This window comes from Cupriavidus plantarum (assembly GCF_905397285.1).
In the GTDB taxonomy this organism is placed as follows: domain Bacteria; phylum Pseudomonadota; class Gammaproteobacteria; order Burkholderiales; family Burkholderiaceae; genus Cupriavidus; species Cupriavidus plantarum.
In genome coordinates this window covers 1,380,086-1,406,394 of sequence record NZ_CAJPUX010000001.1, presented here as the reverse complement: position 1 = coordinate 1,406,394, position 26,309 = coordinate 1,380,086, and the positions used below count along the sequence as shown (strand labels likewise).

26 protein-coding genes and 1 pseudogene are annotated in these 26,309 nt (G+C 65.1%); 10 read left to right on the top strand and 17 right to left on the bottom strand.

Annotation, left to right across the window (positions count from 1 at the left end; translation table 11 throughout):
- Positions 1-131 precede the first annotated feature (131 nt).
- The 3 genes from KHP16_RS06505 (at position 132) to KHP16_RS06495 (ending at position 3,678) form a co-directional block, all read left to right on the top strand.
- Complete coding sequence (locus KHP16_RS06505; protein WP_211959774.1) at positions 132-1,067, top strand: N-carbamoyl-D-amino-acid hydrolase; 936 nt, start codon at positions 132-134, stop codon at positions 1,065-1,067.
- A 92-nt stretch (positions 1,068-1,159) separates the two neighbouring features.
- Positions 1,160-2,182, top strand: coding sequence for a Bug family tripartite tricarboxylate transporter substrate binding protein (locus KHP16_RS06500; RefSeq protein ID WP_211959773.1), 1,023 nt, complete (start codon positions 1,160-1,162; stop codon positions 2,180-2,182).
- 5 nt (positions 2,183-2,187) lie between these two features.
- A complete protein-coding gene (locus tag KHP16_RS06495) occupies positions 2,188-3,678 on the top strand; it encodes an N-acyl-D-amino-acid deacylase family protein (RefSeq protein ID WP_211959772.1) in 1,491 nt (496 codons plus the stop codon).
- On the opposite strand, the gene KHP16_RS06490 is transcribed toward KHP16_RS06495, so the two are convergent.
- From KHP16_RS06490 to guaB, 10 genes and pseudogenes are all read right to left on the bottom strand, one after another.
- Positions 3,648-4,586 (bottom strand): LysR family transcriptional regulator, encoded by a 939-nt coding sequence (locus KHP16_RS06490; protein WP_109581218.1) that lies wholly within the window; start codon positions 4,584-4,586, stop codon positions 3,648-3,650. The two genes, KHP16_RS06495 and KHP16_RS06490, sit on opposite strands and share 31 nt — an antisense overlap.
- 75 nt (positions 4,587-4,661) lie before the next feature.
- The gene (locus tag KHP16_RS06485) at positions 4,662-5,699 is read right to left on the bottom strand and encodes a nucleotidyl transferase AbiEii/AbiGii toxin family protein (RefSeq protein ID WP_211959771.1); all 1,038 of its coding nucleotides are present in this window, start codon (positions 5,697-5,699) and stop codon (positions 4,662-4,664) included.
- Positions 5,692-6,285: a DUF6088 family protein gene (locus tag KHP16_RS06480; RefSeq protein WP_211959770.1), complete on the bottom strand. Its 594-nt coding sequence runs from the start codon at positions 6,283-6,285 to the stop codon at positions 5,692-5,694. The genes KHP16_RS06485 and KHP16_RS06480 overlap by 8 nt, the downstream gene beginning before the upstream one ends.
- A gap of 143 nt (positions 6,286-6,428) precedes the next feature.
- Complete coding sequence (locus KHP16_RS06475) at positions 6,429-6,740, bottom strand: hypothetical protein (RefSeq protein ID WP_109581219.1); 312 nt, start codon at positions 6,738-6,740, stop codon at positions 6,429-6,431.
- 116 nt (positions 6,741-6,856) lie between these two features.
- The gene (locus tag KHP16_RS06470) at positions 6,857-7,180 is read right to left on the bottom strand and encodes a hypothetical protein (RefSeq protein WP_109581220.1); all 324 of its coding nucleotides are present in this window, start codon (positions 7,178-7,180) and stop codon (positions 6,857-6,859) included.
- Between the two features lie 207 nt (positions 7,181-7,387).
- Entirely contained in the window at positions 7,388-7,912 is a 525-nt protein-coding gene (locus KHP16_RS06465) for a helix-turn-helix transcriptional regulator (protein ID WP_121490979.1), read from the bottom strand.
- Positions 7,913-7,915: 3 nt separating this feature from the next.
- Positions 7,916-8,192: pseudogene (locus KHP16_RS28310) on the bottom strand (hypothetical protein).
- 171 nt (positions 8,193-8,363) lie between these two features.
- The gene (guaA, locus tag KHP16_RS06460) at positions 8,364-9,983 is read right to left on the bottom strand and encodes a glutamine-hydrolyzing GMP synthase (RefSeq protein ID WP_109581222.1); all 1,620 of its coding nucleotides are present in this window, start codon (positions 9,981-9,983) and stop codon (positions 8,364-8,366) included.
- Positions 9,958-10,629: a hypothetical protein gene (locus KHP16_RS06455; RefSeq protein ID WP_109581223.1), complete on the bottom strand. Its 672-nt coding sequence runs from the start codon at positions 10,627-10,629 to the stop codon at positions 9,958-9,960. Before KHP16_RS06455 ends, guaA begins: the two co-directional genes overlap by 26 nt.
- A 117-nt stretch (positions 10,630-10,746) precedes the next feature.
- The gene (gene guaB, locus KHP16_RS06450) at positions 10,747-12,210 is read right to left on the bottom strand and encodes an IMP dehydrogenase (RefSeq protein WP_109581224.1); all 1,464 of its coding nucleotides are present in this window, start codon (positions 12,208-12,210) and stop codon (positions 10,747-10,749) included.
- Between the two features lie 113 nt (positions 12,211-12,323).
- Here guaB and KHP16_RS06445 point away from each other — a divergent pair, with 113 nt between their 5' ends.
- Both KHP16_RS06445 and KHP16_RS06440 read left to right on the top strand, forming a co-directional pair.
- Complete coding sequence (locus tag KHP16_RS06445; protein ID WP_211959769.1) at positions 12,324-13,295, top strand: DMT family transporter; 972 nt, start codon at positions 12,324-12,326, stop codon at positions 13,293-13,295.
- A 47-nt stretch (positions 13,296-13,342) separates the two neighbouring features.
- Entirely contained in the window at positions 13,343-13,921 is a 579-nt protein-coding gene (locus KHP16_RS06440) for a DUF4124 domain-containing protein (protein WP_211959768.1), read from the top strand.
- Between the two features lie 25 nt (positions 13,922-13,946).
- On the opposite strand, the gene KHP16_RS06435 is transcribed toward KHP16_RS06440, so the two are convergent.
- Complete coding sequence (locus KHP16_RS06435; RefSeq protein ID WP_211959767.1) at positions 13,947-14,327, bottom strand: RnfH family protein; 381 nt, start codon at positions 14,325-14,327, stop codon at positions 13,947-13,949.
- A complete protein-coding gene (locus KHP16_RS06430) occupies positions 14,311-14,751 on the bottom strand; it encodes a type II toxin-antitoxin system RatA family toxin (RefSeq protein WP_109581228.1) in 441 nt (146 codons plus the stop codon). Before KHP16_RS06430 ends, KHP16_RS06435 begins: the two co-directional genes overlap by 17 nt.
- Positions 14,752-14,882: 131 nt before the next feature.
- Here KHP16_RS06430 and smpB point away from each other — a divergent pair, with 131 nt between their 5' ends.
- A complete protein-coding gene (gene smpB / locus KHP16_RS06425) occupies positions 14,883-15,335 on the top strand; it encodes an SsrA-binding protein SmpB (RefSeq protein WP_109581229.1) in 453 nt (150 codons plus the stop codon).
- Positions 15,336-15,338: 3 nt separating this feature from the next.
- Here smpB and prpR read toward each other — a convergent pair whose 3' ends face one another.
- Complete coding sequence (gene prpR, locus KHP16_RS06420) at positions 15,339-17,315, bottom strand: propionate catabolism operon regulatory protein PrpR (protein ID WP_211959766.1); 1,977 nt, start codon at positions 17,313-17,315, stop codon at positions 15,339-15,341.
- A 179-nt stretch (positions 17,316-17,494) separates the two neighbouring features.
- On the opposite strand from prpR, the gene KHP16_RS06415 reads away from it, so the two are divergent.
- Together KHP16_RS06415 and KHP16_RS06410 are read left to right on the top strand one after the other, a co-directional pair.
- Positions 17,495-18,379, top strand: coding sequence for an isocitrate lyase/PEP mutase family protein (locus KHP16_RS06415; protein WP_211959995.1), 885 nt, complete (start codon positions 17,495-17,497; stop codon positions 18,377-18,379).
- A gap of 139 nt (positions 18,380-18,518) precedes the next feature.
- Complete coding sequence (locus tag KHP16_RS06410; RefSeq protein WP_115952858.1) at positions 18,519-19,454, top strand: Bug family tripartite tricarboxylate transporter substrate binding protein; 936 nt, start codon at positions 18,519-18,521, stop codon at positions 19,452-19,454.
- Positions 19,455-19,514: 60 nt separating this feature from the next.
- Here the strand turns inward: KHP16_RS06410 and ppsA are convergent, their stop codons facing one another.
- Positions 19,515-21,917: a phosphoenolpyruvate synthase gene (gene ppsA, locus KHP16_RS06405; RefSeq protein WP_109581233.1), complete on the bottom strand. Its 2,403-nt coding sequence runs from the start codon at positions 21,915-21,917 to the stop codon at positions 19,515-19,517.
- A 288-nt stretch (positions 21,918-22,205) separates the two neighbouring features.
- Between ppsA and ppsR the strand changes: the two genes are divergently transcribed.
- Together ppsR and KHP16_RS06395 are read left to right on the top strand one after the other, a co-directional pair.
- Positions 22,206-23,123 carry a posphoenolpyruvate synthetase regulatory kinase/phosphorylase PpsR gene (ppsR, locus tag KHP16_RS06400; protein WP_109581234.1) on the top strand — a complete coding sequence of 306 codons (918 nt, stop codon included), beginning with the start codon at positions 22,206-22,208 and terminating at the stop codon, positions 23,121-23,123.
- A gap of 182 nt (positions 23,124-23,305) precedes the next feature.
- Entirely contained in the window at positions 23,306-23,644 is a 339-nt protein-coding gene (locus tag KHP16_RS06395; protein ID WP_211959765.1) for a hypothetical protein, read from the top strand.
- A 4-nt stretch (positions 23,645-23,648) separates the two neighbouring features.
- Here the strand turns inward: KHP16_RS06395 and KHP16_RS06390 are convergent, their stop codons facing one another.
- The 3 genes from KHP16_RS06390 to lpxB are packed head-to-tail and all read right to left on the bottom strand — an operon-like array spanning position 23,649 to position 26,261.
- Positions 23,649-24,437 (bottom strand): TrmH family RNA methyltransferase, encoded by a 789-nt coding sequence (locus KHP16_RS06390; RefSeq protein ID WP_179592985.1) that lies wholly within the window; start codon positions 24,435-24,437, stop codon positions 23,649-23,651.
- Positions 24,438-24,456: 19 nt separating this feature from the next.
- Positions 24,457-25,128 (bottom strand): ribonuclease HII, encoded by a 672-nt coding sequence (gene rnhB, locus KHP16_RS06385; RefSeq protein WP_109581237.1) that lies wholly within the window; start codon positions 25,126-25,128, stop codon positions 24,457-24,459.
- Complete coding sequence (gene lpxB / locus KHP16_RS06380) at positions 25,128-26,261, bottom strand: lipid-A-disaccharide synthase (RefSeq protein WP_244835657.1); 1,134 nt, start codon at positions 26,259-26,261, stop codon at positions 25,128-25,130. Before lpxB ends, rnhB begins: the two co-directional genes overlap by 1 nt.
- Positions 26,262-26,309 lie beyond the last annotated feature (48 nt).

Here is a 26,309-nt window from a genome sequence, read left to right as displayed (position 1 = left end):
CTGGGCAATGCCTTAAACCGCGATTAAGACCGACGCACAAACCGTCATTCGACGCGCCTCCGCGCGGTTCCGATAATGGCTCGCATCGATGGCGCGAACCGCGCCGCCATCCCGACTCTCACGGAACCCGCATGCAATCCAAGCGTACCCTTGGCCTCGCCGTGGCACAGATGGGCCCAGTCCATCTCGCCGACTCCCGCACCCGCGTCGTCCGCCGGCTGATCGACATGATGCGCGACGCGCGCGGCCGCGGCGCGACGTTCGTCGTCTTTCCGGAACTGGCGCTCACCACGTTCTTTCCGCGCTACTGGATGGAGGAAGCCGAAGCGCAGGCGCGCTTCTTCGAACGCAGCATGCCCGGCCCGGAAACGCAGCCACTGTTCGACGAAGCCAGGAAGCTCGGCATCGGCTTCTATCTCGGCTACGCGGAACTGACGCCCGATGGGCAGGCTTTCAACACGTCCATCATCGTCAGCGCGGAGGGCGCCATCGTCGGCAAATACCGCAAGATCCATCTGCCCGGTCACAGCGATCACAAGCCCGACGCGCCGTTCCAGCACCTCGAGAAGAAGTTCTTCGAGGTCGGCGACCTGGGTTTCCGTGTGTTCGATACGCAGGACACGCGCTTCGGCATGTGCATCTGCAACGATCGCCGCTGGCCCGAAACGTATCGCGTCATGGCGCTGCAGGGCGCCGAGCTCGTCGTACTCGGCTACAACACGCCGTCGCGCAACATTCACTGGAACGAGCCCGCGCATCTGCGCACGTCCACGCATCTGATCTCGCTGCAGGCCAATGCCTACCAGAACGGCATCTGGGTGGCGGCGGCGGCCAAATGCGGCAGCGAGGATGGCCATCACATGATCGGCAACTCGGTCATCGTGGCGCCCACTGGGGAAATCGTCGCACGCGCGCTGACCGAAGAGGACGAGGTCATTTCGGTCCAGGCCGACATGACGCTGGGCGAGCATTTCCGCGAGCATGTCTTTAACTTCGCGAAACATCGCCGCCCCGAACACTATCGCCTCATCACGGAGCGCGTGGGGGTCGGCGAACCGCTGCTTTGACCGCCGCCGCGAGGCCACCGCAAGGGCGCCGCGCACGCTTGTTGCATACCAACGTTTCTCTCCGATCCTGCCGTCTTTCCGAAGGAAGTCGCATGTTCCCGCTTCGCTCGTATCCGCTCTCTCGTAACCTGACACGCCTGACCCGCCTGACCCGCCTGACACATCTGACGGTCGCCGCGATCGGCCTCGCGCTCGCGTTGCCCGCGCTGGCCGCATGGCCCGACAAACCCATCACGTTCGTGGTCCCCTCCGCGGCGGGCGGCTCGCCCGACGTGCTCTCGCGCCTTGTTACCAACGAGATGACGCGCACGCTGGGCGTGCCGATGGTCATCGAGAACCGTCCCGGCGCGGCGGGCAATATCGGCATCCTCCAGATCAAGAGCAAGGCCGCGGATGGTTATACCGTCGGCTACGGCAACGTCAACACGCTGGCCGTCAATCGCTCGCTGTTCAAGAAGCTGCCCTATGACGTGGACAAGGACCTCGTGCCCATCGTTCATGCGTTCGACCTGTACAACGTGCTGATCGTGCGCAGCGATGCGCCGTATCAGAACGTCAAGGGACTGATCGACGCGGCCCGGAAGAACCCCGGCACGCTGTCGTTCGGCGCCCCCGGTATCGGGACTACCGGCCACCTCGGCGGCGAACTGTTCAAGAGCATGGCGAAGATCAACGTGCTGTTCGTGCCTTACAACGGCGGCCCCGCCGCGCTGCAGGATCTGCTCGGCGGCCGCATCGACTACATGTTCGCGAACTCGTCGGAAGTCGGTCCGCAGATCGCGGCGGGCAAGGTGCGCGCGCTCGGCGTCAGCAGTCTCAAGCGTCTGCCGATCCTGCCGACTGTGCCGACACTCGACGAAGCGGGCCTCAAGGGGTATCAGACCGTGGCGTGGGGCGGTGTCGTGGCACCGCGTGGCACGCCGCCGGAGGTCGTGGCCAGGCTCAATCAGGCCGCCAATGCCGCGCTCAAGACCGATGCGGTACGCGATGGCCTCGCCAAGCTCGGTGCGGTGCCCGCGGGCGGCAGCCCGGCCGACTTCCAGGCGACCATCAACGAGGAAACCGAGCGCTGGCGCAAGCTGATCGACGAAGCGCACATCGAGAAGCTCGACTGATGGCCATGACGCAATCTCCTGGCGCTTCGCGCCTGCTGCTACGGGGCGGCATGGTGATCGACGGCAGCGGCGCGCCGGCGCGCGCCGCCGATCTCCTGATCGAGGGCGACCGCATCGCGGCGATCGTCGAGCGCAATGGCGGCGCCGACGTCCTGTCGCATGGCGTCGCGGACCGCGACATCGAGGTCCGCGACATCGCCGGCCTCACCGTCGCCCCCGGCTTTATCGATTCCCACACGCATGACGACGGCTACCTCCTCGCCCACCGCGACATGACGCCCAAGGTGTCGCAGGGCATCACGACGGTCGTCACGGGCAACTGCGGCATCAGCCTCGCGCCTTCCCCGTCCGTGGACAAGCTGCCCCAGCCGCTCGACCTACTCGGCCCGCGCGAGCTGTTCCGCTTTCCCCGCTTTGCCGACTGGCTCGCCGCGCTGCGCGCGCAGCCCGCCGCCGTCAACGTCATCCCCCTCGTCGGCCATACGACGTTACGCGTGGCCGCGATGGACGATGTCAGCCGGCCCGCCACGCCGGAAGAAACCGCGCGCATGCAGGCGATGCTCGCGGAGGCGATCGAAGCGGGCGCCTTCGGCATGTCCACGGGCACGTTCTACCCGCCGGCCGCCCATGCGACCACACAGGAAATCATCGAAGTCGGCGAGCCGCTACGCAAGGTGTCGCGCGCAAGCAGCGCGATCTATGCCACGCATCTGCGCGACGAGGCCGATCATATCGACGCGGCCATCGAAGAGGCGCTGGACATCGGCCGCGCGCTCGACACGCGCGTGGTGTTCTCCCACCACAAGCTGGCGGGCGAACGCAATCACGGCCGCTCCGCCGTGACGCTGGCCCGCATTGGCGAGGCCGGCAGGCAGCAACCCGTCTGCCTCGATTGCCACCCATACCCGGCCACCTCGACGATGCTGCGGCTGGACCGCGTCCGCCTGGCCCGCCGCACGATGATCACGTGGTCGGAAGGCTATCCCGAGGCCTCGGGCCGCGACTTCGACGACGTCCAGCGGGAACTGGGCCTCGACGACGACCAGATGCTCGCGCGGCTGTCGCCGGCGGGCGCGATCTACTTTCTGATGAGCCAGGAGGACGTCGACCGCATCGTGTCCGACGCGCAGTGCATGGTGGGCTCCGATGGCCTGCCGTTCGACAAGCATCCGCATCCGCGCCAATGGGGCACCTTCACGCGCATCCTCGCGGACACAGTACGCGAGCGGGGCCTGATGCCATTGGAGACCGCCATCCACAAGATGACCGGCCTCGCCGCGCGGTATTACGGCCTGCCGGACCGCGGCTTGCTGCGACCTGGCATGCGCGCCGACCTCGTGGTCTTCGACCCCGCCACCGTCACCGATCGCGCAACGTTCGACGACCCGATTCAGCCGAGCGAGGGCATCGCCGGCGTCTGGGTCAATGGCCAACGGGTCTGGGATGGAATAAACGCCACGGGCGCCTACCCGGGGGAGATGCTGGCGCCAGCTTGAAACCGCCGGCTGACGACATCCGCGAACGCCCTCACCTTCGCCGAATGCCGGCGCTGCTGGGGGCTCACCAGATGGATCGGCATCGGCACCGCCTCCCATTCGGGCAGCAATCGTTGCAATGCGCCGCTGGCGAGGTCTTCATCGAACAACCATGTCGGCGAGTAGCCGATCCCCATGCCGGCCAGCAGCGACGCCCGCATGACCTCGCTGCTGTTGGTCTGCAGATTCCCCTGAATCCGCACCGCGCTCGTCGTACCCGCCGGCACCTCCGCACCCTTCCCGGCCGTGAACTGCCAGACGTTGCGCGAGATCGTTTCGGTGTAGACGAGGCAATTATGCTGCGCCAGATCTTCCGGCGTCCTGGGTGCCTGCAGTCCTGCGGGAAGCTTCCTCAGATAGTCGCGATGCGCCACGAGCATCCGATGCGTCGTCCCGATCCGCCGCGCCACGAGACTGCTATCCGATAACTCGCCGATCCGCACCGCGACATCGATCCCCAGCTCGACCAGATCGACAAACCCGTCATGCAACCGCAGATCGATCTTCACGTTGCGATGCTCGGCGAGAAAATCCTGCACGATTGGCATCAGCTTGCGACGCCCAAACCCGACCGACGCCGCCACACGCAGCCACCCCGACAACTGCTGCGCCCCTGTCCGCACCGCCCCTTCCGCCTCCGCAATCTCCGCCACCAGCCGCCGCGCCTGCTCGAAGTACCGCGCCCCCTCCTCGGTCAACGCCAGCGACCGCGTCGTGCGCGTCAGCAACTTCGCCCCCAAATCCGCCTCGAGCGCCGCCACCTGCTTGCTGATCGCTCCCTGCGTGACATCCGCCTCATGCGCCACGGCCGAAAAACTACCCGCTTCCACCACCCGCACAAAAGTCCGCATCGCCTGCAGCTTGTCCATGCCTTATTCCCCGCCGGAATGAATGACAGGAGCATATCGCACTGGCATGTTCACGGGAGACGCCCTTCGTATGCACTACACAGAGGACTGCAAAAGCGCCTCGGCCAAACGGTTGGCTCGCGAGGACAGGTCCGTGCATCGCGCCATCAGAACGTCGAACGATTCAGCTTCATCGAGAAGAAGCCCGTCATCAACCATGCGGCGATAGTCGTCCGCCAACGCGCTTCGGCCATCGCCAGCAGGCACGAGCTGGAGGCCGCCGTTGACGGCGCTCGTGTAGTCGATCGGGTTGCCACCCTTATCCCTTTCCGCGAAGAACATCGCTTTATGGCCTGCTACCGCGCTCGCCAAGGCACGATCAGCGATTGCCATGTCGGCAATGCCCGCCTCACTGAGCCGCACGAGATCGTGCCAGTGACGCGCAAAGCGTTCACCGCGCAATCGCCCCTGACAGCAGAACACGTGGATGGCAGTCGCCTTTTCCCAAAAGGTCCGTTCGGCATGCATGACCCGAGGCTCTGCTGTGGGGAAAACGACTTCATCCACCCACGCTGCCGCGTCGCACGCCACGGCGCGCCGGCTTGCAGGCTCGCCGGTCGCTCGCGCGCCAAACTCAAGCATGACGCTTGGTGCAACGTACCCAGTGCCGGACGTAGTGGCGTCATAGTCGATATGCAGCTTTTCTCCGTCGACACGGATCGTAGCCGACAGAGACTCTCGCGCAAGCGCGTGTGCAATGACGGGCTGCACCGTCTCGCTGACCCATAGTGGGAGACGGCTACGCACCTCGCTGGTCCAGCGCCTTTCCTCGCTACGTGTCTTCGGCAATCCATCACTGCGATCGGCTGCGAGCTCCGGGGCAATCGCGCGAATGTCGTACGTCAAATCGACATCCTCTGAAAATCGTTTGATCACGCCGTAGGCTTTCGACAGCGATGTTCCGCCTTTAAAAACGAGATGTATGCCTAGAGGCGACGCATAAAGGGTTCTCAATGCCCACACCACCCATGCGTCCTTCTCAAGAAGATGTGCCGGTCGCCCCGAGCGATCGGCGGCAATGCTGAGGACATCCTTCCGATCGTCGGGAGACAGATGCAAAAAAGCGTCAGCCATGCGCGACCTTGCCAAGGCTGCGCGCGAGCCACGTTGGAAACTGGGGCGCTGCTGCGACCAGTTCACCGAAGACCGTGTCAGGCAGCGTCTTCTTGAGCAATTGCAGCGCTGACTCGGCATGTTCAGGTCCCAGCCATGCAAGAGCCCGCACCGCCTGGCCCGCCAGCCGATGCGGCATGGCCAGTTGCCAGCGAGGCGCATGACGGAGCTCTACGGTCTGTCTGCCGAGATTCATTGTCCGGGTCCGCCCGGATGTCAGAAAGACGGACCGCACGGGCACTTGCGTCGTGAGACCGAGACGATTGGCGGCAGCGGCGCCATTCGAGACGATGACCTCGCCCCGCTGGGTGGCTAGCGCCTCCACCGCCTGCTCGACCGACGGCGCCCTTTGCCCAAACCGCGTCATCACCGGCATCAGATACACGCCTCGGCCGGCCCTGAGCAACTGACCGCGCTCGGCCAGACGCGACAGCGCCTGGTCAAGCGCGGCGCGGTTTCCCAAATGCAGCAGGCTCTTGGCCGCCACAGGCGTACCTTCGGGAAGGTGTCTGGCGTATTCGAGAATGGATTCTGTGAGGCGTTGCATGTCAGAAATATACGCGAGTTTCTGACACTTCGCCACGACCCCAATGTGGACAAAAAGGCTGACCTTTCCCTGTACGCCACCACTCGCTCCACTCCGCATCGCTCGTCACCTCCCCACCGCATCACCGCCGCATCAACACCGCATCAACGCCGCATCGCCGCCCATAGCGGCCACCGCCAGCTGGCGCTCGGCTTGTCGCGCCGCATCCAGGATAGGAACTTCGCCGTCGGCGCGGCGCGGTCGATCACCGACTGGATACCGACCATCATCTGCTCTGCGTCGCACGACCTGCACGTCAATTCCAGCGTTAATCGACCCATCCTGCCCATGCCCACCAGCGCGTCCTTGTACCCATCCGCGCTCAAGCGCTCGACGATGGCATTGAAGTCCTTCTCGCCTTGGGCCAGCTGGTAATTCAGGATGTACATGTATTCCACCTGCTTCGATGTCGGCATTGCAATGGCTCCGTGGTTGAAACGAGAGAACCGTACCAACGCAATGAAATGCGCGCGATCGCCATATGCTCAAACCGCGGGGGGATCTGCGCGAGATCAATTGCTGACTCGGCGGGTCACGGCATGTACGCGCCATCGCGGCGGGCCCAGGACAGGAATTTTGCCGATGGCACAAGCATCTGAAAATCGATGCACCGCCTGCTCATCGATGACGACGCCTCGCTCGCGAGGCAGATGTAGGTCAACGATAATCGCCCGCTACGCGTGATGCGGATCAGCGCATCCTCGAAGCACGGTATCCCGAGCCGCTCGACGAGCGTGTCGACGTCGCGGTCGTCTTTGGAGAGCTGGTAGCTCAGGGTGAAGGTGTAGTGAGTCGGCGCCTTGGAGGGCTTGGAGAGCTTGGAGGGCTTGGCGTTCTTGAGAAACTTGTTTTGCATGACGCTGATTCCGAACTCGGAGAGTTGTCGAACCACAACCCTATCAGCGCCGCAAAGTGCGCTGAATAGCCGTTCTCTCGAATATGCAACGCCCGCGCCCATATGAGAATTTTTCGGCGAAGTCCGACATCGACATCAGTCCGCGAATCACGCGTCCATAGAAAACCCGCCGTGCTGGCGGGTTCCATCCGGTCGCTCTGGCGGTCCTTATCCAACCAGCGCCTCGAACGCCTTGGCCGCCCTCCGCGGCAGCCGTCGGCTCTCCTTGGTCAGATTGACCTGCAATGCCACGCGCGCAACATCGAGCGCCTCCATGGTCAAGGCATAGCTGCCTTTTGCGTGCAACCACGCCAGGACATCCGCCAGATGCCAGATGGACGCGCTGCCTTCATGCACAGGCGCCGGGAACGTTCCGGGATGCGACAACATCAGCTTGCGCATGTTCTGCCGCGACACGCCGATCATCTCCGCGACATCGGTGAGCCCAACGAGATCGGGCGCCACCTCGATCAGCCGCGCCTCAGGCACCGCCCGCCGCACGTCCGCCAACGCACTGCGCACCGCCGCATCGGCGCTGTCGGCCTCCCGCGTGAACGCAAGCGCGAGCCGCCCTGGCAGCCCAATGCCAACCAGCGCATCGTCGCAACCCGCCTCGCCGAGCCGCCCGACCAGCGAGTCCGCATCACGCGGACCTTCGGTCAGTTGATACTTCAGAGTGAAGGTGTATTCCATCGACTAGTCCTCCCGCAGCTTTGCGGCCTGAATCAAAAATTGTTGGATGGCGCAGTTGTCGACGACACGCCGTATCGCGCGCGCGTGATTGACGGCGTCTCTGGGCGTGCTCCAGATGCTGGTGATACAGAACTCGCCGCACCGACAATCCCGCGCGTTATCGGGACAATAAAATCCGTCCCCATGCGTGACTACCGCCCGGCTCGACGCGCCAACCGCATGCTTCCGCATGCCTGAGCGCGTCCTCGACTTCTTTCTTCGGATGAATGGCCCGTCCCATCTGCAATCTCCGGCATGGCATCCCATGCAGTTGTCACCTGACAACTATAAGCCTGCGAATTACCCCTTTGGAATCGCCGTTCCCCGATTTATTCACCGCCGCAACCTTCACCAGAAAACAAAAAGCTCACCCGAAGGTGAGCTTTTCAGAGGTCCTGCGAACGCCGGGGAATTATTCCCACTCGATCGTCGCCGGCGGTTTCCCAGACACGTCGTACACCACCCGATTCAGCCCGCGGACTTCGTTGATGATGCGGTTCGAGCAGCGGCCAAGCAGCGCGTATGGCAGGTGGGCCCAGTGGGCCGTCATGAAGTCGGTCGTCTGGACCGCGCGCAGCGCCACGACGTAGTCGTACGTGCGGCCATCGCCCATCACGCCCACGGACTTCACCGGCAGGAAGACCGCGAAAGCCTGGCTCGTCAGGTCGTACCAGCTCTTGCCCACCTGATGCGGTTCGCAGAGGCCCGCCGCCGCGTCCTGTTCGGTGGCGATGGTCTTGCGCAGTTCCTCGATGAAGATCGCATCCGCGCGGCGCAGCAGCTCCGCGTAGTCGCGCTTCACTTCGCCGAGAATCCGCACGCCGAGGCCCGGGCCCGGGAACGGGTGGCGGTACACCATCTCCGGCGGCAGGCCGAGTTCGACGCCCAGTTCGCGCACTTCGTCCTTGAACAGGTCGCGTAGCGGCTCCAGCAGCTTCAGGCCCAGCGTTTCCGGCAGACCGCCCACGTTGTGGTGGCTCTTGATCGTGGTCTGCTTCTTGGTCTTGGTGCCGCCCGACTCCACCACATCCGGGTAGATCGTGCCCTGCGCCAGCCACTTGGCGTTGCTCAGCTTCTTCGCTTCCGCCTGGAACACCTCGACGAACTCGCGGCCGATGATCTTGCGCTTCTGCTCGGGATCGGTCACACCAGCGAGGTGGCCGAGGAACTGGTCGGAAGCGTCGATATGCACGACCTTCGCATGCAGACGGCCCGCGAACATGTCCATGACCATCTTGCCTTCGTCCAGGCGCAGCAGGCCATGATCGACGAACACGCAGGTCAGTTGATCGCCGATCGCGCGATGGATCAGCGCGGCCGCCACCGACGAATCCACACCGCCGGACAGGCCGAGGATCACCTCTTCATCGCCCACCTGTTCCCGAATCTTCGCGACGGCTTCCTCGATGTGGTCGCGCATCACCCAATCCGGCTTCGCGCCGGCGATCCCGAGCACGAAGCGCTCGATCATCTCGCGGCCGCGCACCGTGTGCGTCACCTCGGGGTGGAACTGCACCGCGTAGTAGCCGCGGTCCACGTCGGCCATGCCCGCGATCGGGCAGCTCGGCGTCGACGCCATCAGCTTGAAGCCCGGCGGCAGCTCGGCGACCTTGTCGCCATGGCTCATCCAGACCTTCAGCATGCCATGGCCTTCCGGCGTCACGAAGTCCTGGATGTCCTTGAACAGCGGGGTATGGCCATGCGCGCGCACCTCGGCATAGCCGAACTCGCGATGGTCGCTCCACTCCACCTTGCCGCCCAGCTGCACGGCCATCGTCTGCATGCCGTAGCAGATGCCGAGCACCGGTACGCCGAGATCCCACACGGCCTGCGGCGCGCGCAGCTGATGGTCCTCGTACGTGCTGGCGTGGCTGCCCGACAGGATGATGGCCTTCGGCGCGAACTGCCGCACGAACGCGTCGGACACATCGTTCGGATGGATTTCACAATAGACGTGCGCCTCGCGGACACGGCGGGCAATCAGCTGCGTGACTTGCGAGCCGAAATCAAGAATGAGGATTTTGTCGTGCATGATGGGGGGATGGCAGTTCTTCCGTCGCGGGATCGGGCATCACTTCGGTACCGGGGCCATACCCCGGCGGCGGCGTGATGACCGGCTCGCGCCGGTATTCAGGATAGTCGCGCGATGCGCCGGCCGGCCGGACCGCATCGTCATAGGTCGTTTCGTTGATCGGCGCGCCCGGACCCACGGGACCGCCTGGGTGACGCCCGGCCGCCGCCGCGGCCTGACGCTCGGCATCGCGTGCCAGCTGCGCTTCACGCTCGCGACGCCGCACGCGCTTGGCCGCCGGAATCTGCACGGCCGCGAAGAACGCGAGCACCGCGGCCAGCGTCAGCAGCCAGATCTTGCCGGCACCCTGCACGGGCATGTCGAGGAACAGCGTCCACGCGACGATCAGCACCGCGCCGACCAGATTCACCTGCCCGACCGTGCGCGCGATCGCGACAGTCAGTTGCCCGTTGATCGTCGCCTGCACCAGCAGCCAGGCAAACCCGACCATCGCCACACCGAGCAGTTGCCCGTACAGCGCGGGTTGCGGCTGCGGCAATTGCAGCGCGGCGTATAGCGTCGCAAACGGCGACGCGAGCAGCAGGATGCCCAGCAGCAGTTGAAGCAAGGCATCGAGAAACAGCACCGCTCGCAGCAGTATCTTCATTGGCGCTCCTGTCGGCGTCTCATGTACACACGGCCGCGCGGCCGGGCCCGCGATCTGCGCGGGCAGGGCTTCACGCGGCCGTGCGTCCCGTCACGGGCCAGCAACGTCGTGGCTCGATCAGTCGATGTGATAGTTCGGCGCTTCCTTCGTGATCTGGACGTCGTGCACGTGCGACTCGCGCATGCCCGCCGCCGTGATCTGCATGAACTCCGCGGTCTCGTGCCACTGGGCGATCGAGCTGCTGCCACAGTAGCCCATCGACGCGCGAATACCGCCGGTCAGCTGATGGATGATCGCCTGCACCGGACCCTTGTAAGGCACGCGGCCCTCGATGCCTTCCGGCACGAGCTTGTCGACGTTGGCGGTGTTGTCTTCCTGGAAGTAACGGTCCGCGGCGCCGTCCTTCATCGCGCCCACCGAACCCATGCCGCGGTAGCTCTTGAACGAGCGGCCCTGATACAGGAACACTTCGCCCGGCGCCTCTTCTGTACCCGAGAACATGCCACCCATCATGACGGCATGCGCGCCCGCGGCGAGAGCCTTGGCCACGTCGCCCGAGTAACGCACGCCACCGTCGGCGATCAGCGGCACACCGGTGCCCTGCAGCGCCTCGGCCACGTTGGAGACGGCCGTGATCTGCGGCACGCCCACACCCGCGACGATACGCGTGGTGCAGATCGAACCCGGGCCGATACCGACCTTGACGCCATCGGCGCCGTGATCGACCAGCGCACGCGCGGCGGCACCGGTGGCGATATTGCCGCCGATGACCTGCACCTGCGGATAGTTCTGCTTGACCCAGCGCACGCGGTCCAGCACGCCCTGGCTGTGGCCATGCGCGGTGTCCACCACGATCACGTCGACGCCGGCCTTCACCAGCAGATCCACGCGCTCGTCGTTGTCCGGGCCCACGCCAACTGCCGCGCCCACGCGCAGCTGACCATGGTCGTCCTTGCTCGCCAGCGGGTTATCCACCGCCTTCTGGATGTCCTTCACGGTAATCAGGCCACGCAGCTCGAACGCGCCGTTCACCACGAGCACGCGCTCCAGACGGTGACGGTTCATCAGGCGCTTGGCTTCCTCCAGCGGCGCGCCTTCGGCCACGGTCACCAGCTTTTCGCGCGGCGTCATCTTCGCGCGGACGGGCGCTTCCAGGTCTTCCTCGAAGCGCAGGTCGCGGTTGGTGATGATGCCGACGACGGTCTTGCCTTCGAGCACCGGGAAGCCGGAAATGCCGTGATGCTGCGACAGCGCGATCACATCGCGGATCTTCATGTCCGGCGAAATGGTGATCGGATCACGCAGCACGCCCGACTCGTAGCGCTTGACGCGCGCCACTTCGCGCGCCTGATCGGCGGGCTTCAGGTTCTTGTGAACAATGCCGATGCCGCCGGCCTGAGCCATCGAAATGGCGAGGCGGGCTTCCGTGACGGTATCCATGGCGGCGGAGACCAGCGGAATGTTCAACTCAATGGAACGGGAAAGGCGGGTACGAAGGGAAACATCCCGGGGCAGGACGGCCGAATAGGCCGGTACGAGCAGCACATCATCGAACGTGAGTGCTTTCTGGACAAGACGCATAGCGAATCCTCTAGGCGCAAAAGCAGATTATACAGGAATGCAGGATTTGCTGATGCTTTCCTGCAATCCCTTTGTTATGCTCGCCTTCCTTTGAAAAATCGAGAACGGAGACGATGGGAATCGGCGTGCTGTGCGGCCTGCTGGCCGGTGCGTTCTGGGGCATGGTGTTCATCGCGCCCAAGTTGCTGCCGGCATTCTCGCCGTGGGAACTCGCGATCGGCCGCTACCTCGCCTATGGCATCGTCGCGCTCGCGGCCACGCTGCCGATGCTCCGCCGCATCCTGCGCAAGCTGACGCGCGCGGACTGCATCGCGCTGCTGCGGCAGGCGTTCACAGGCAACCTCCTCTACTACGTATTGCTCGCATTCGGCGTGCAACTTGCCGGCGTGGGGCCGACCTCGCTGATCATCGGCATCCTGCCGATCACGGTAACGATCATGGGCCGCCGCGATCATGGCGCGGTGCCGCTGTCGAAACTGATCGTGCCGCTGCTGGTCGTCGCGGCGGGCATCGCCTGCATCAACATCGATCTGTTCTCGGGCGGCGGCGGCGCGCACGGCGCGGCCGCCGCCGACGCCGTGGCGCGCCCGGTCTGGGAAAAGATCGCCGGCGTGCTGTGCGCCGTCGGCGCGCTCGTCTGCTGGTCGCTCTACGCGGTCGACAACGCGCGCTACCTGCAACGCAACCCCCATTTCAGCGGCAACGAATGGTCCGCGCTCTACGGCCTGTCCACGGGCTTCGTTTCTGCTGTCCTCGCCATCGCGGGCTGGGCCGCCGGCGGGCTCTTCGTCGGCAGTATCTCGGCGGCAGCCACCCCCCGCGACTGGCAGTGGTTCTGGATGGTCAACAGCGCCGTTGCAATCGGAGCGTCGCTTATTGGCAACAACCTGTGGAACATCGCGAGCCGCCGGCTGCCGCTTACGCTGTCCGGTCAGATGATCGTCTTCGAGACGCTATTCGCGCTGGCATACGGCTTTGTCTTCGACCATCGCTGGCCGCGGCCGCTGGAGATGGCCGCCATTGCATTGCTGATGGCCGGGGTGGCCTGGTCCGTGCGCTTGCACGCCCCGGACAAGTCTGCGTAGACTCTTGTGCGTTCGCCACCACGCCCGTCCCTGCCCGACGGAACGCCATGAAACGCTCGTTCGCGCGCCTTTTTGCTCCCGCCCTGCTCGCCACCGCGGCCATCGCCGCGCTGCCCGGCGTCGCCCTTGCCCAGTGGCAATGGCGCGACGAGGCGGGACGCAAGGTCTACAGCGACACGCCGCCCCCGCCAAACATTCCGGCACGCAACATCCTGGCGGCGCCGGGCCGCGCGCCGGGCGCGTACGTGCCGGCGGAAGGAGAAGGCGCTGCCGCGGGCGACAAGACAGCAAAGAACGACAAGGCCGGCGGCTCGGTCAGTACGATCGCCGCATCGAATGACGGCAGCCAGGCCGCGCTGCAGGCTCAGAAGGAAGGGTTCGAGAAACGTCGCGCGGCGCGCCTGAAGCAGGAAGAGGAAGCCGCCGCGAAGGAAGCCAGGCTGGCCCAGCGGGCCGCGCGCTGCCAGGAACTGCAGAACTACGCGATGGGCCTGTCGCAGAACGCGCGCATCGCGCGCATCAACAGCGAAGGCGCGCGCGAGGCGCTGGACGACGCCCAGCGCGCCGCGTCGCTGGAACGCACGAATACCGCGATCGCGGCGGAGTGCGGCGCCGCCGGCGGCTGATCCGCGCCGATCGGTAAAGCCCCAGTCAGTCGGACTTTCCGCGCAGCCATTTCTGGCCTTCGCGCGTACCCGTGGCGCGGGTTTTCTGCACGCGTTTGCGCCGCGCCTGCTTGGGATCGGCCGTCAGCGGCCGATACACCTCTACGCGATCTCCCTCGCGCACCACCGTATCGAGTGTCTTGAGCTTGCCGAAGATCCCCACGCGCATCGTGTTCGGGTCGACTTCCGGACAGGCCCGCACGAGCCCGCTGGCCGCGATGGCCTGCAAGATCGATGTCCCCGCGGGAACCTCGATCTCTTTCAGGAATACGCTACCCGGCGCGCTACCCGGCCCGCTACCCGGCCGCGCATAGCAGACGGCGAGGCGCACGCGGGACGTCGCGGTGGCATCAGGTCTTGTTGTCATACACCACCTCGGCCCGCTTCACGAACGCATCGACGAACGTGTTGGCGATGACGCTGAATGCGGGGCCGATGATCTTCTCGAGCAGGATGCTCGCGAATTCGTAGTGCAGATGGAATTCGATCTTGCACGCGTCGGCGCGCAGCGGAATGAAGCGCCACGTGCCATTGAAGGTCTTGAAAGGTCCGTCCGCGAACGTCATATCGATGCGGGTGGGACGCTCCTGGATATTGCGCGTGTGGAAGTACTGCTTGATGCCGCTGAAGTGGATGTTGATCTTCGCGTCGAGCAGGGTCTCGGTCTGTTCGAAGACCTCCACCCCTCCGCACCACGGCAGGAACTTCGGATAGTCCTCCACGCGGGTTACCAGGTCGTACATCTGCTCGGCGGAATACCCAAGCAGTACGGATTTGTGGACGTCGGCCATGTAAGCGGAATGCGGGGCGCTGCCGGGCTGGGCCGGCGCCTGTCTGGTTTGCTAGAATCGGGATTTTAGCCGACACGCGCGCGAAGGGCATCCCCAGCGCGCATCCGCACCGCACCTCCAACCCCTGACGCATGACCATCGCAGACAACAAGAAAGCCTTTTTCGACTACTTCATCGAAGAGCGGTACGAGGCCGGCCTCGTGCTCGAAGGCTGGGAAGTCAAGGCGATTCGCGCGGGCCGCGTGCAGATCAAGGAAGGCTATGTCGTCGTGCGCAACGCCGAAATGTTCCTGATCGGCGCGCATATCAGCCCGCTGCAGAGCGCCTCCACCCACGTCACGCCGGACCCCGTCCGCACACGCAAGCTGCTGCTGAAGTCCGCCGAAATCAGCAAGCTGATCGGCAAGGTCGAGCAGCGCGGCTACACGCTCGTCCCGCTGAACCTCCATTACCAGCGCGGCCGCGTGAAGTGCGAGATTGGCCTGGCCAAGGGCAAGAAGCAATTCGACAAGCGTGAAACCGAGAAGAATCGCGACTGGCAGCGCGAGAAGGCGCGCATTCTCAAGGGCGGCGCCAAGGAGTAATCCTTACAAACCCGCCGGCGACTTCATCAGCCGCCACAGCGTCGTACGGCCGATACCAAGCGCGCGGCTGGCCGCGGCGCGATTGCCGCCATGCGCTTCCAGCGCGCGCAGCACGTCCTCGCGCGTGGGCGCCGGCCGTCCGCGTGGCTCTACCCGCGCACCGTCCTCCAGCGCCCCCCTCGTCTCGCCGCTCATCTCGCCAATGTCATCGAACTCGGGGAAGATCTCGCGCAAATCCTGCCGCGCGCCCCATGTGTCATCGGCCAGATAGATCGCCGCCCGCGCCACGAGGTTCTCGAGTTCTCGCACGTTCCCCGGCCATGCATACGACGTAAACAACGGCTGGAGGAACGCCAGGATGCGCGCATCGTGTTCGCCAGCCGTCCGGTCGGATAGCCCGTATTTGCCGCGGCTGCGCGCCAGCAGCTGCCGGGCGAGCTCCGGAATGTCCTCGCGCCGCTCGCGTAACGCCGGCAACGCGATCTGCAGCAGATTCAGACGGAAATAGAGATCGGCACGGAACGTCCCCTGCCGCACGAGTTCGCGCAGGTCGCGGTGCGTGGCCGCGATGACGCGCACATCGATCGGCGTCGCGCGACCCGCGCCGAGCTTCATGACCTCGCGCTCTTGCAAGACCCGCAGCAACCGGCTCTGCAACGCGGCGGGCATCTCCCCGACTTCGTCCAGAAAGATCGTGCCCGTATGCGCCACCTCGAACAGGCCGGGCTTGCCGCCGCGCCGCGCGCCGGTGAATGCGCCCTCTTCGTGCCCGAACAGTTCGCTCTCGATCAATCCTTCCGGCAGCGCCGCGCAATTGAAGGCGACGAACGGATTGCCCCGTCGGTCGCCCGCGTTGTGCACGCCCTGCGCGACGAGTTCCTTGCCCGTGCCGCTCTCGCCGATCAACAGCAATGTGGCATCGTGCGCGGCGCTTGCCTGCGCCAGCCGCCTGACGCGATCGATCCCGGCCGATGCGCCCGTCAGATCGGCAAGCTTGTGCCGCGCGACGAGATGCCGTGGCCGCTGGCTCGTGCGCAGCGATCGGTCGATACGCTGCGCGACGAGCGCATCCTGCGCGGTGATGACCGTGCCCGACCGTATGCCATGATCGACGATCGGCAGGCTGTTCATGATCAGCGCGCGGCCGCCCATCTGCTCGATGCGTTCTTCCTGCGCCGCGCCCTCCTCGCTTGCCTCCCGCAGTTGCGTGCCGAGCGCACGCAACAACTGCGCATTGACGTCCTGCGTGCGATCCACGCCCAACAGCTCCAGCATCGCGGGATTGACCACTTCGACCTGCCCGGATTCGTCGAACGCGGCCACGCCATCGCGCAGGTGCGCGACGATCGTGTTGAGCCGCACGCGCTTCGACTCTTTTTGCCGGCTCATGCGCGCGAGTTCGATGGAGCGCTCGAACGCCTCTTCCACAGCGCCGACGGAATACAGGAACACGCTGTGCAGGCCCGCGCGCAGCGCGAGGTCGCAGGCCATGCCGGGTCCGATGATGACGGTGCACCCTCCGGCCGACAGCCTATCGACGGCCGCGCGCACCTCGTCGATGGAGCGATAGGCAAGCTGCCGAAGCTCGATCCGCAGGTACTTGCCGAGTTCGGCCAGCTCCTTCGAGATGGCCTCATGCAGGACGAGGCCGATGGACTCGCCGGGCCACAGCGAAATCGCCTGCGCGATCGCGCTCAGCACGTCGAAGCCGTTGACCTTGACCATCACCACCGGCACCGCCAGGTTGTCGCGCAGATACGCGCCGTTGGACCCGGCAGCCAGCACCACATCGACCGTACCCGCATCGATATGCGTCCGCAACGCCGCCACCGCCGCGCCGTAGCCCGCCCGGATCGAGAAAAATCGCGCCTGATCGCCGTAGCGCGGCGCGACGGTTTCGCAAAGCGTCGCCAGTTGACTAAAACTGACGAGAGCGATGCCGGGACGTCCGGCGATGGCGTTCGATACGGCGGGGGTCATACTGTTTCGTTCCAGCGTCGGTGTGGAACGTTCTATGAAACATGCGAAACATTGTCGCACGGATAGCATGCGCGCGATATCGCCTCTAAGCCGTTGATCTACAAGACATTGGGAAGATCGGCGGTCACTGGCACGCTCCGTGCGAAACAGGCCTATCTACTGAACACCTGGAGACCATGATGACTACCTCTTCCGCGGCCCGCCGCGCCGCTTTCCGCGCCAGGGTCGAGGCCCGCCAGGGCCTGCTCGTGCCCGGCGCGTTCAATGCCATGAGCGCGCGCGTCGTCGAGGACGCCGGCTTCGAAGCGCTGTACCTCACCGGTGCGGGCGTGACGAACATGTCGCTGGGCCTGCCCGATCTGGGCTTCATCGGCCTGCACGAAGCCGCCGAGCACACCTCGCGCGTGCGCGACGCCATCGATCTGCCGATCATCGTCGATGCCGATACGGGCTTCGGCAATGCGGTCAACGTCCATCGCACGATCCGCGTGCTGGAACGCAGCGGCGCCGACGCGGTGCAGCTGGAAGACCAGATCATGCCGAAGAAGTGCGGCCACTTCTCGGGCAAGGAAGTCATCAGCACGAGCGAGATGGTCGGCAAGATCCAGGCCGCCGCCGATGCGCGCGAGGACGGAAACCTGTTGATCATCGCGCGCACCGATGCCGCCGCGGTGCATGGCATCGAGGACGCGATCGAACGCGGCCAGCGCTTTGTCGAGGCGGGCGCGGACATCCTGTTCATCGAAGCCACGGAGTCGCTGAGCGATATCGAACGCCTGCCCGCCCTGATCGACATTCCGCAGCTCATCAATATCGTGATCGGCGGCAAGACGCCGACGCAGTCGCGCGAGGCGCTCGCCGGCCTCGGCTACGCGATCGTGCTGTATGCGAACGCGGCCCTCCAGGGCGCGGTACTGGGCATGCAGCGCGCGCTCGGCACGCTGCGGGAGCAGGGCCGGCTGGACGAAGATGCCACGCTTGTGGCACCGTTCAGCGAGCGTCAGCGGCTGGTCAACAAGCCGTTCTACGACGCGCTGGACAAGAAATACGCCGCGAAGGACTAACACTACCGCTTCGGGCTTGGCTTCACCTTTGTGCTGTACCTTTGTTTGACGGAGACACGTTTTGCATAACACCATCCCACGCACCCGCGCCACCCGCGCCACGCTGTTCACGCGCTCGGTGATCGCCACGGCCACGCTCATGGCATCGTTCATGGCCGCGGGCCCCGCCCACGCCGCCGACAAGTGGCCATCCAAGACCATTCGCTTCGTCGTGCCGTTCGCGGCCGGCGGCGCCAATGACCTGATGGCCCGCGCGGCTGCGGAAGGCGCGTCGAAGGTACTCGGACAGACGGTGCTGATCGACAACCGTCCCGGCGCCGGCGGCACCGTGGGCGCGGAGATCGTCGCGCGCAGCGCGCCCGATGGCTACACGTTCCTCATCAGCGCGGCGGGCGTGGTGTCGAACAGCATGATCAAGAAGTCGATTCCGTTCAAGGACGATGCGCTGGTCCCCGTCGTCATGATCGGGCTGGCTCCGTCCGTCATCGTCGTGCCGAAGAACGCGCCGTACAACAATCTGCGCGAGTTCGTCGAAGCGTCCAAAAAGGGCAACGGCTTCAACTTCGCCACCGCGGGCACCGGCAGCACGCCACACTTCGTGGCCGAGATCCTCAACGTGAAGTACGGCGCCAAGCTCCAGCCGATTCCGTACAAGAGCGGTGGAGAGAGCACGACGGCCGTGCTCGGCGGACAGGTGGAAGGCACGTCGGAGGCCAGCATCATCGCATTGCCGCACATCCTCCACGAAGGCAAGTTCAAGGCGCTCGCCACGACGTGGACGCAGCGGATCTCCGCGTATCCGCAGCTGTCGACGGCCACCGAGCAGGGCTTCACCGATTTGCAGATCGCGCACTGGGCCGGCGTGCACGCGCCCAAGGGCACGCCCGACGCGATCATGGACAAGGTGGCCGCCGCGGTCGATCAGGCCATGCGCGATCCGGCCGCCGCGGCCAAGCTCAAGGAAGTCGGCATCGAGCCCATCGGGGGCACGCGCGCGGAGTTCAACAAGTTCGTGAACACCGAGCGCCGTCGTCTGGGCGAAATCGTGAAGGCCGCGAAGATGCAGGAGAAGTAAGCCTGCCGCAGCGCCATAAAAAAGGCCGCCCGAGGGCGGCCTTTTTATTCGAAGCGCGGCTTACGAAGCCAGCTGCTTCCAGGTATCGATCACCGAATCCGGGTTCAGCGAGATCGACTTGATGCCTTCCTTGGCGAGCCATGCCGCGAAGTCCGGATGGTCCGAAGGGCCCTGGCCGCAGATGCCGACGTACTTGTCCAGGCGCAGCGCTGTCGAGATCGCACGGGCCAGCATGAACTGCACTGCCGGATCGCGCTCGTCGAAGTCCTTCGCCAGCAGCTCCATGCCGGAATCGCGGTCCAGACCCAGCGTCAGCTGCGTCAGGTCGTTCGAGCCGATGGAGAAGCCGTCGAAATACTCGAGGAACTGTTCGGCCAGAATCGCGTTGGACGGCACTTCGCACATCATGATGATGCGCAGGCCGTTCTCGCCGCGCTTGAGGCCGTGCTTGGCCAGCAGCTCGATGACCTTGGCCGCCTGACCCAGGGTCCGCACGAACGGCACCATGATCTCGACGTTCGTCAGGCCCATTTCATCGCGCACGCGCTTCATGGCCTTGCATTCCATCTCGAATGCTTCGGCGAAGTCGTCGGCGATGTACCGCGAGGCGCCACGGAAACCCAGCATCGGGTTTTCCTCGTCCGGCTCGTAGCGCGAACCGCCGATGAGCTTCTTGTACTCGTTCGACTTGAAGTCCGACAGACGCACGATCACGGGCTTCGGATAGAACGCCGCGCCGATCGTCGCAATGCCTTCGGCGAGCTTGTCCACGTAGAACGCGCGCGGGCTTGCGTGGCCGCGGGCCACCGATTCCACGGCCTTCTTCAGGTCGGCATCGACCTGCGGATAGTCGAGGATCGCCTTCGGGTGCACGCCGATGTTGTTGTTGATGATGAACTCGAGACGCGCCAGGCCCACGCCTTCGTTCGGGATCTGCGCGAAGTCGAAGGCGAGCTGCGGGTTGCCCACGTTCATCATGATCTTGACGTCGATCGCCGGCATTTCGCCGCGCTGGACTTCGGTCACTTCCGTCTCCAGCAGGCCATCGTAGATCCGGCCTTCGTCGCCCTCGGCGCACGACACCGTCACCAGCGTGCCGTCCTTGAGGATGTCGGTCGCGTCGCCGCAGCCGACCACGGCGGGTACGCCCAGTTCACGCGCGATGATGGCCGCGTGGCAGGTACGGCCCCCACGGTTCGTCACGATCGCCGACGCGCGCTTCATCACCGGCTCCCAGTTCGGGTCGGTCATGTCGGCCACGAGCACATCGCCCGGTTGCACGCGTTCCATTTCCGACGGATCGTTGATCACGCGGACCGGACCGGTGCCGATCTTCTGGCCAATGGCGCGGCCGCTCGTCAGCACGGGAGCGGTGCCCTTCAGCTTGAAGCGCTGCTCGGCCTTGCCGGCGGACTGGCTCTTCACCGTTTCCGGGCGCGCCTGCAGGATGTAGATCTTGCCGTCCTTGCCGTCCTTGCCCCACTCGATGTCCATCGGGCGGCCATAGTGCTTCTCGATGATCACCGCGTACTTCGCCAGCTCCGAAACGTCCTCGTCGGTGATCGAGTAGCGGTTGCGCAGTTCCACCGGCACGTCCACGGTCTTCACGCGGCCGGCTTCGCCCGGCGCCGTGAATTGCATCTTGATCAGCTTGGAGCCGATCGAGCGGCGGATGATCGGGTACTTGCCCGAGGCCAGCGTCGGCTTGAACACGTGGAACTCGTCCGGGTTCACGGCGCCCTGCACCACCGTTTCGCCCAGGCCGTAGCTCGAAGTAATGAACACCACATCGGGAAAGCCCGACTCGGTGTCGATCGTGAACATCACGCCCGACGATGCGAGGTCGGAACGCACCATGCGCTGGACGCCGGCGGACAGCGCCACCACGTCGTGGGCAAAGCCCTTGTGCACGCGATAAGAGATCGCGCGGTCGTTGTACAGCGAGGCAAACACGTGCTTGATCTTGTCCAGCACGTCGTCGATGCCGCTGACATTGAGGTACGACTCCTGCTGGCCCGCGAACGACGCGTCCGGCAGATCCTCCGCCGTCGCCGACGAGCGCACGGCGAACGATGCCTCGGCGCCTTCGCGCGCGGCCACGTTGGCGTAGAACTCGCGGATCTCCTTTTCCAGGCGCGGCTGGAACGGCGCGTTGGCCACCCAGCCACGGATCTCGGCGCCGGCCTCGGCCAGTGCCTTCACGTCATCGACGTCGAGCGCCTTCAGACGCTCGGAGATGCGCGTGGTCAGATCGTTGTGAGCCAGGAAGTCACGGAATGCGAGCGAGGTCGTCGCAAAACCGCCGGGAACGCGGACGCCGGCTTGCGCCAGCTGGGAGATCATCTCGCCGAGCGACGAGTTCTTGCCACCGACAGTCTCCACGTCGTGCATGCGGAGCTGCTCGAACGGCAGCACGTAGGCGCCGTCGATAGCGCCGGCATTTGCCTGATTGGCGTTGGTCATGAAAGCCTCAAAACAAAGTAAGAAATCTTTCGTGTCGCCCGGTATGTTGTTGGCGTTCTGTTCCCGGAAGCGATCGCTTGGCTAAGCATTTGCGGCGCATCGCGGCGCATCGCGGCATCGTGGCCGATGCCGCTGGCAACCTTCATGCTGCGGCGCACATCGTTGACAATCGGCCCGGGGATCGTTGTCCGGTCTGGGCCTGTGCAATTGCTTAGCCAAAAGATCGCCGCTATTCTACCGTGCCGCACCGCACTTCGCGAAAATGCGGCTTCAAATTATTGATTCGCCATGTCCCTTCCGGAAGCGCCTGATGCGCCGCAGCCAGCGCCTGTAACGCCTGCCGCCCCGGCTCCTGCCGCCGCGCCCACCACCGCTCCCGCCGAACGCCCTGCCGTCCGTACGGTCTTTATCGTCTCCGATGGCACCGGCATCACGGCCGAGACCTTCAGCCACTCGATCCTCGCGCAGTTCGAGATGCGGTTCCGCAAGGTCCGCATGCCCTTCGTCGATACGCCCGAGAAGGCCCATATCGCCGTCGGCAAGATCAACGAGGCGTTCTACAACGAGGGCGTGCCGCCGATCGTCTTCACCACGCTCGTCAACGCCGAGTCGAACAAGGCCATCCGCCGCGCCAAGGCAATGATCCTCGACATGTTCCAGACCTTCATCGAGCCGCTCGAGAAGGAACTGGGGCTCAAGTCCACCCACGCGATCGGCCGCTTCCACCAGAACGCCGACACGGAAGCCTACAAAAACCGCATCGAGGCGATCAACTTCTCGCTCGCCCACGACGACGGCCAGTCCCACAAGAACCTGCAGGAAGCGGACGTCATCCTCGTCGGCGTCTCCCGCAGCGGCAAGACCCCGACCAGCCTCTACCTGGCCATGCAATACGGCCTGAAGGCGGCCAACTATCCGCTGATTCCCGACGATTTCGAACGCGGCAAGCTGCCCTCGGCGCTCTACGCCTTCAAGAACAAGATCTTCGGGCTGTCGATCGACCCCCAGCGCCTGACCGAAATCCGCAACGAGCGCCGGCCCGGCAGCAAGTACGCGGCCATCGAGAACTGCCGCTACGAGGTCAACGAGGCGGAAACCATGATGCGCCGCGAAGGCATCAAGTGGCTTTCCTCGACCCACAAGTCCATCGAGGAAATCGCGACGACGATCCTCCAGGAAATCAAGGTCGACCGCGACAACTATTGACCTCAATTTTGAGAATCGTCTCCTGTTCGGAGCCTTGACACGGTGGCAAATTTCAATGGCAACGCTTTCGTTGTCCACTGGAGAACCCCACCGTGTCTCATACTCAAAACCTTCATACCCAAAGCCTTCCGCATGCCGCTGGCTGCTTCCCGAATACCCTCACCCCACGCGACCCGGGCCACGTGCCGCTGAAGGCCGGCGCCTTCCTCTTCGCCGGCATCCTCGCATCGCTGTCCGCCGTGTTCGCCATCGTGGAATACAGCAGCCGCGACCTGAAGGACGCCCTCGCTCGCATCGAAACCCAATTCGAAAGTCGGCTCAATCGCCTGGAAACCAGATTCGATCAGCGGTTCGATCGCATCGAGTCGCAGGTGCAGGCACTGGATCGCAAGGTGGACAGACTGGAAATTCGGCTCGACAAGGTCGAAGCATCCATCGCCCCGAAGCGTGGGGAACACGCCGGGCACCATGCCGGACAACACGCCGCGCAACACGCCGACCTCCAGGCGCCGACGCGCTAGCCCGCTATGCGCCCGCCCCGCGCCGCTGCCGCACCGCCTCGAACAGGCAAACGGCAGTGGCCGCCGCCACATTCAGCGACTCGAGCCCACCGGGCTGTGGAATGGTGACCGTGCGCGATACGCGCGCCATCCAGTCCGCGCTGACGCCCGAGCCCTCGTTACCGACCACCCAGCCCACCGCCGCCAGCAAGTCGGTATCGAACACCGCGGCATCCGCATGAGAGGACGTCGCCAGCAGCGGCACCTGCAGGCGACTGGCCAGCATGTCCAGCGTGCAGTGCTCGACGATGTTCAGATGGAAGTTCGCGCCCATGCCCGCGCGCAGGGTCTTGACCGACCACGCGGAGGCGCTACCCGTGGTCAGGAAAGCATGGGGAATGCCCGCCGCGGCCGCGCTGCGCAGGATGGAGCCGACATTGCCGGCATCCTGCACGCCATCGAGGATGACGCAGTCGGTGTCGATGGTCTGCGGCAGATGCCCGCCAGGCGTGTCGATGACCAGCAGCAGGTCGATGCCGTTGGCCACCGCGGCGACTTGCGAGAACAGCGCGTCGGCCAGCACGATGACGCGTGCCTCGTCGATCGACTCGCGCAGGGCCCTCACCTCGGGATGATCGTAGTGACGCTCGCCAAGCACGCACTGCACCGGCTGGCCAAGCGCGGCGACATAGGCCTGCGCGAGATGCACGCCATCGAGCACGGACTGGCCGGCCTTGCGCTGCTGATGGGTGGACCCCGTCAGCGCCTTCAGGTGCTTGAACAGCGCGTTGTCGCGGGACGTAATGTGTTTCACCAGACCAACCTCAAAAAACTCAGAACGGCGGCGCTTCCTGCGCGACCATCGCGGCGCGATCCAGCACGATCCGCACGGGCGCGAAAGAGCGGCGATGATGCGGCGTGGCGCCGAACTGATCGAGCGCGGCGAGGTGTTGCGGCGTGGGATAGCCCACGTGGCTGTCGAACCCATACTCGGGATACTGCTGGTGCAGCGCGTGCAGCTCCCGGTCCCGCGCCACCTTGGCGAGGATGGAGGCGGCCGAGATCGCCCGGACCTTGGCATCGCCCTTGACGATCGCTTCGACCGGGAATGCCACCTGAGGACAACGGTTGCCATCCACCTGCACGAGGTCGGGAATGACGCCCTTGGCCGCCAGCCCCTGCACCGCGCGCTGCATCGCCAGCATCGACGCATGAAGGATGTTGATGGAATCGATCTCCTCGACCGTCGCAAACGAGATATGCCAGCCGAGCGCCCGCTCGCAGATCCGTTCGAACAGCACCTCGCGCTTCTCGGCGGTGAGGATCTTGGAATCCGCGAGCCCGCGGATCTGGCGCGCGGGGTCGAGCACCACCGCGGCGGCATAGACCGGACCGGCCAGCGGGCCGCGCCCGGCTTCATCGACGCCACAGAGGTGGCGCACGACCGCGACGGTCTGCGTGAGCTCGAGCCCCATCTGCGGCGAAGGTCCCTTGGCGCGCGGCATCAGCGGACTCCCCGCTGATGCATCAGGTCGACCACGACGTCGGCGGCGATCGATGCGGTATTGCGTTTCAGCGTCTGGTGCATGGCCGTGAAATGCTCGCGCAGGAATGCGATATTGCCTTCGTCGTTCAGTTGCAGCAGCGTTTCCCGCGCCAGCGCTTCCGGCGTGGCATCGTCCTGCAGCAGCTCCGGCACGACGAAACGTCCGGACAGGATGTTAGGCAGCCCGACATAGGGCAGATAGCCCTGCCGCTTCATGATCTGCGCGGTCAGCCAGGGCACCTTGTACGAGATGACCATCGGCTTCTTGTACAGCGCGGCCTCCAGCGTGGCGGTGCCGCTCGCGAGCAGCACCACGTCGGCGGCTTCCATCGCGAGGTGCGACTGGCCATCCACGATGGTGACGTCGAGCTCCGGATATTCACTATAGTGCGCCTCGACGATCGCGCGCAGCGGCGCGCTGGCGGCGGGCAGCACAAAGCAGAGATTGCCGTCCATGCGATGCATGCGCGCCATCGCGCCGAAGAACGTGGCGCCGAGGTTCTTGACCTCGGACTGCCGGCTGCCCGGCAGCACGGCGACCACGCGCTTGCCCTCGGGCAGGCCGAGTTTCGCGCGGGCGCCCGCGACGTCCGGCTCCATCGGGATCACGTCGGACAGCGGATGGCCGACGTACGTCGCCGGAATGCCCGCGCGCGCATAGATCTCGGGTTCGAACGGAAACAGGCAGAGGATATGGTCCACCGCACGCGCAATCGTGCGGATCCGCCCGCCGCGCCATGCCCAGATCGACGGACTCACGAAATGCACGACGGGAATGCCCGCACGACGCAGCGGCACTTCCAGCCCGAAATTGAAATCAGGCGCATCCACGCCGATGAAGCACAGCGGCGGCTGCGCGATCAGCTTCTCCCGGATTGCGCGCCGCGTGGCCAGGATCTCGCGGAGGGAGCCCAGCACCTCGACGTAGCCGTTGACGGAGAGCGTCTCCATCGGCCAGTGCGAAACGAAGCCCTGCTCCATCATGCGGCGGCCGCCGATACCGGCGTAGTCCACCGTCTCGCCGAGCCGCGCGTGCAGCCCTTCCAGCAATAACGACGCCAGCAGGTCACCGGAAGCTTCTCCGGCCACCATCGCGACAGTGCCGCGTTTCGGGCTCCGTCCGGCGCCCTGCTCAGGGAC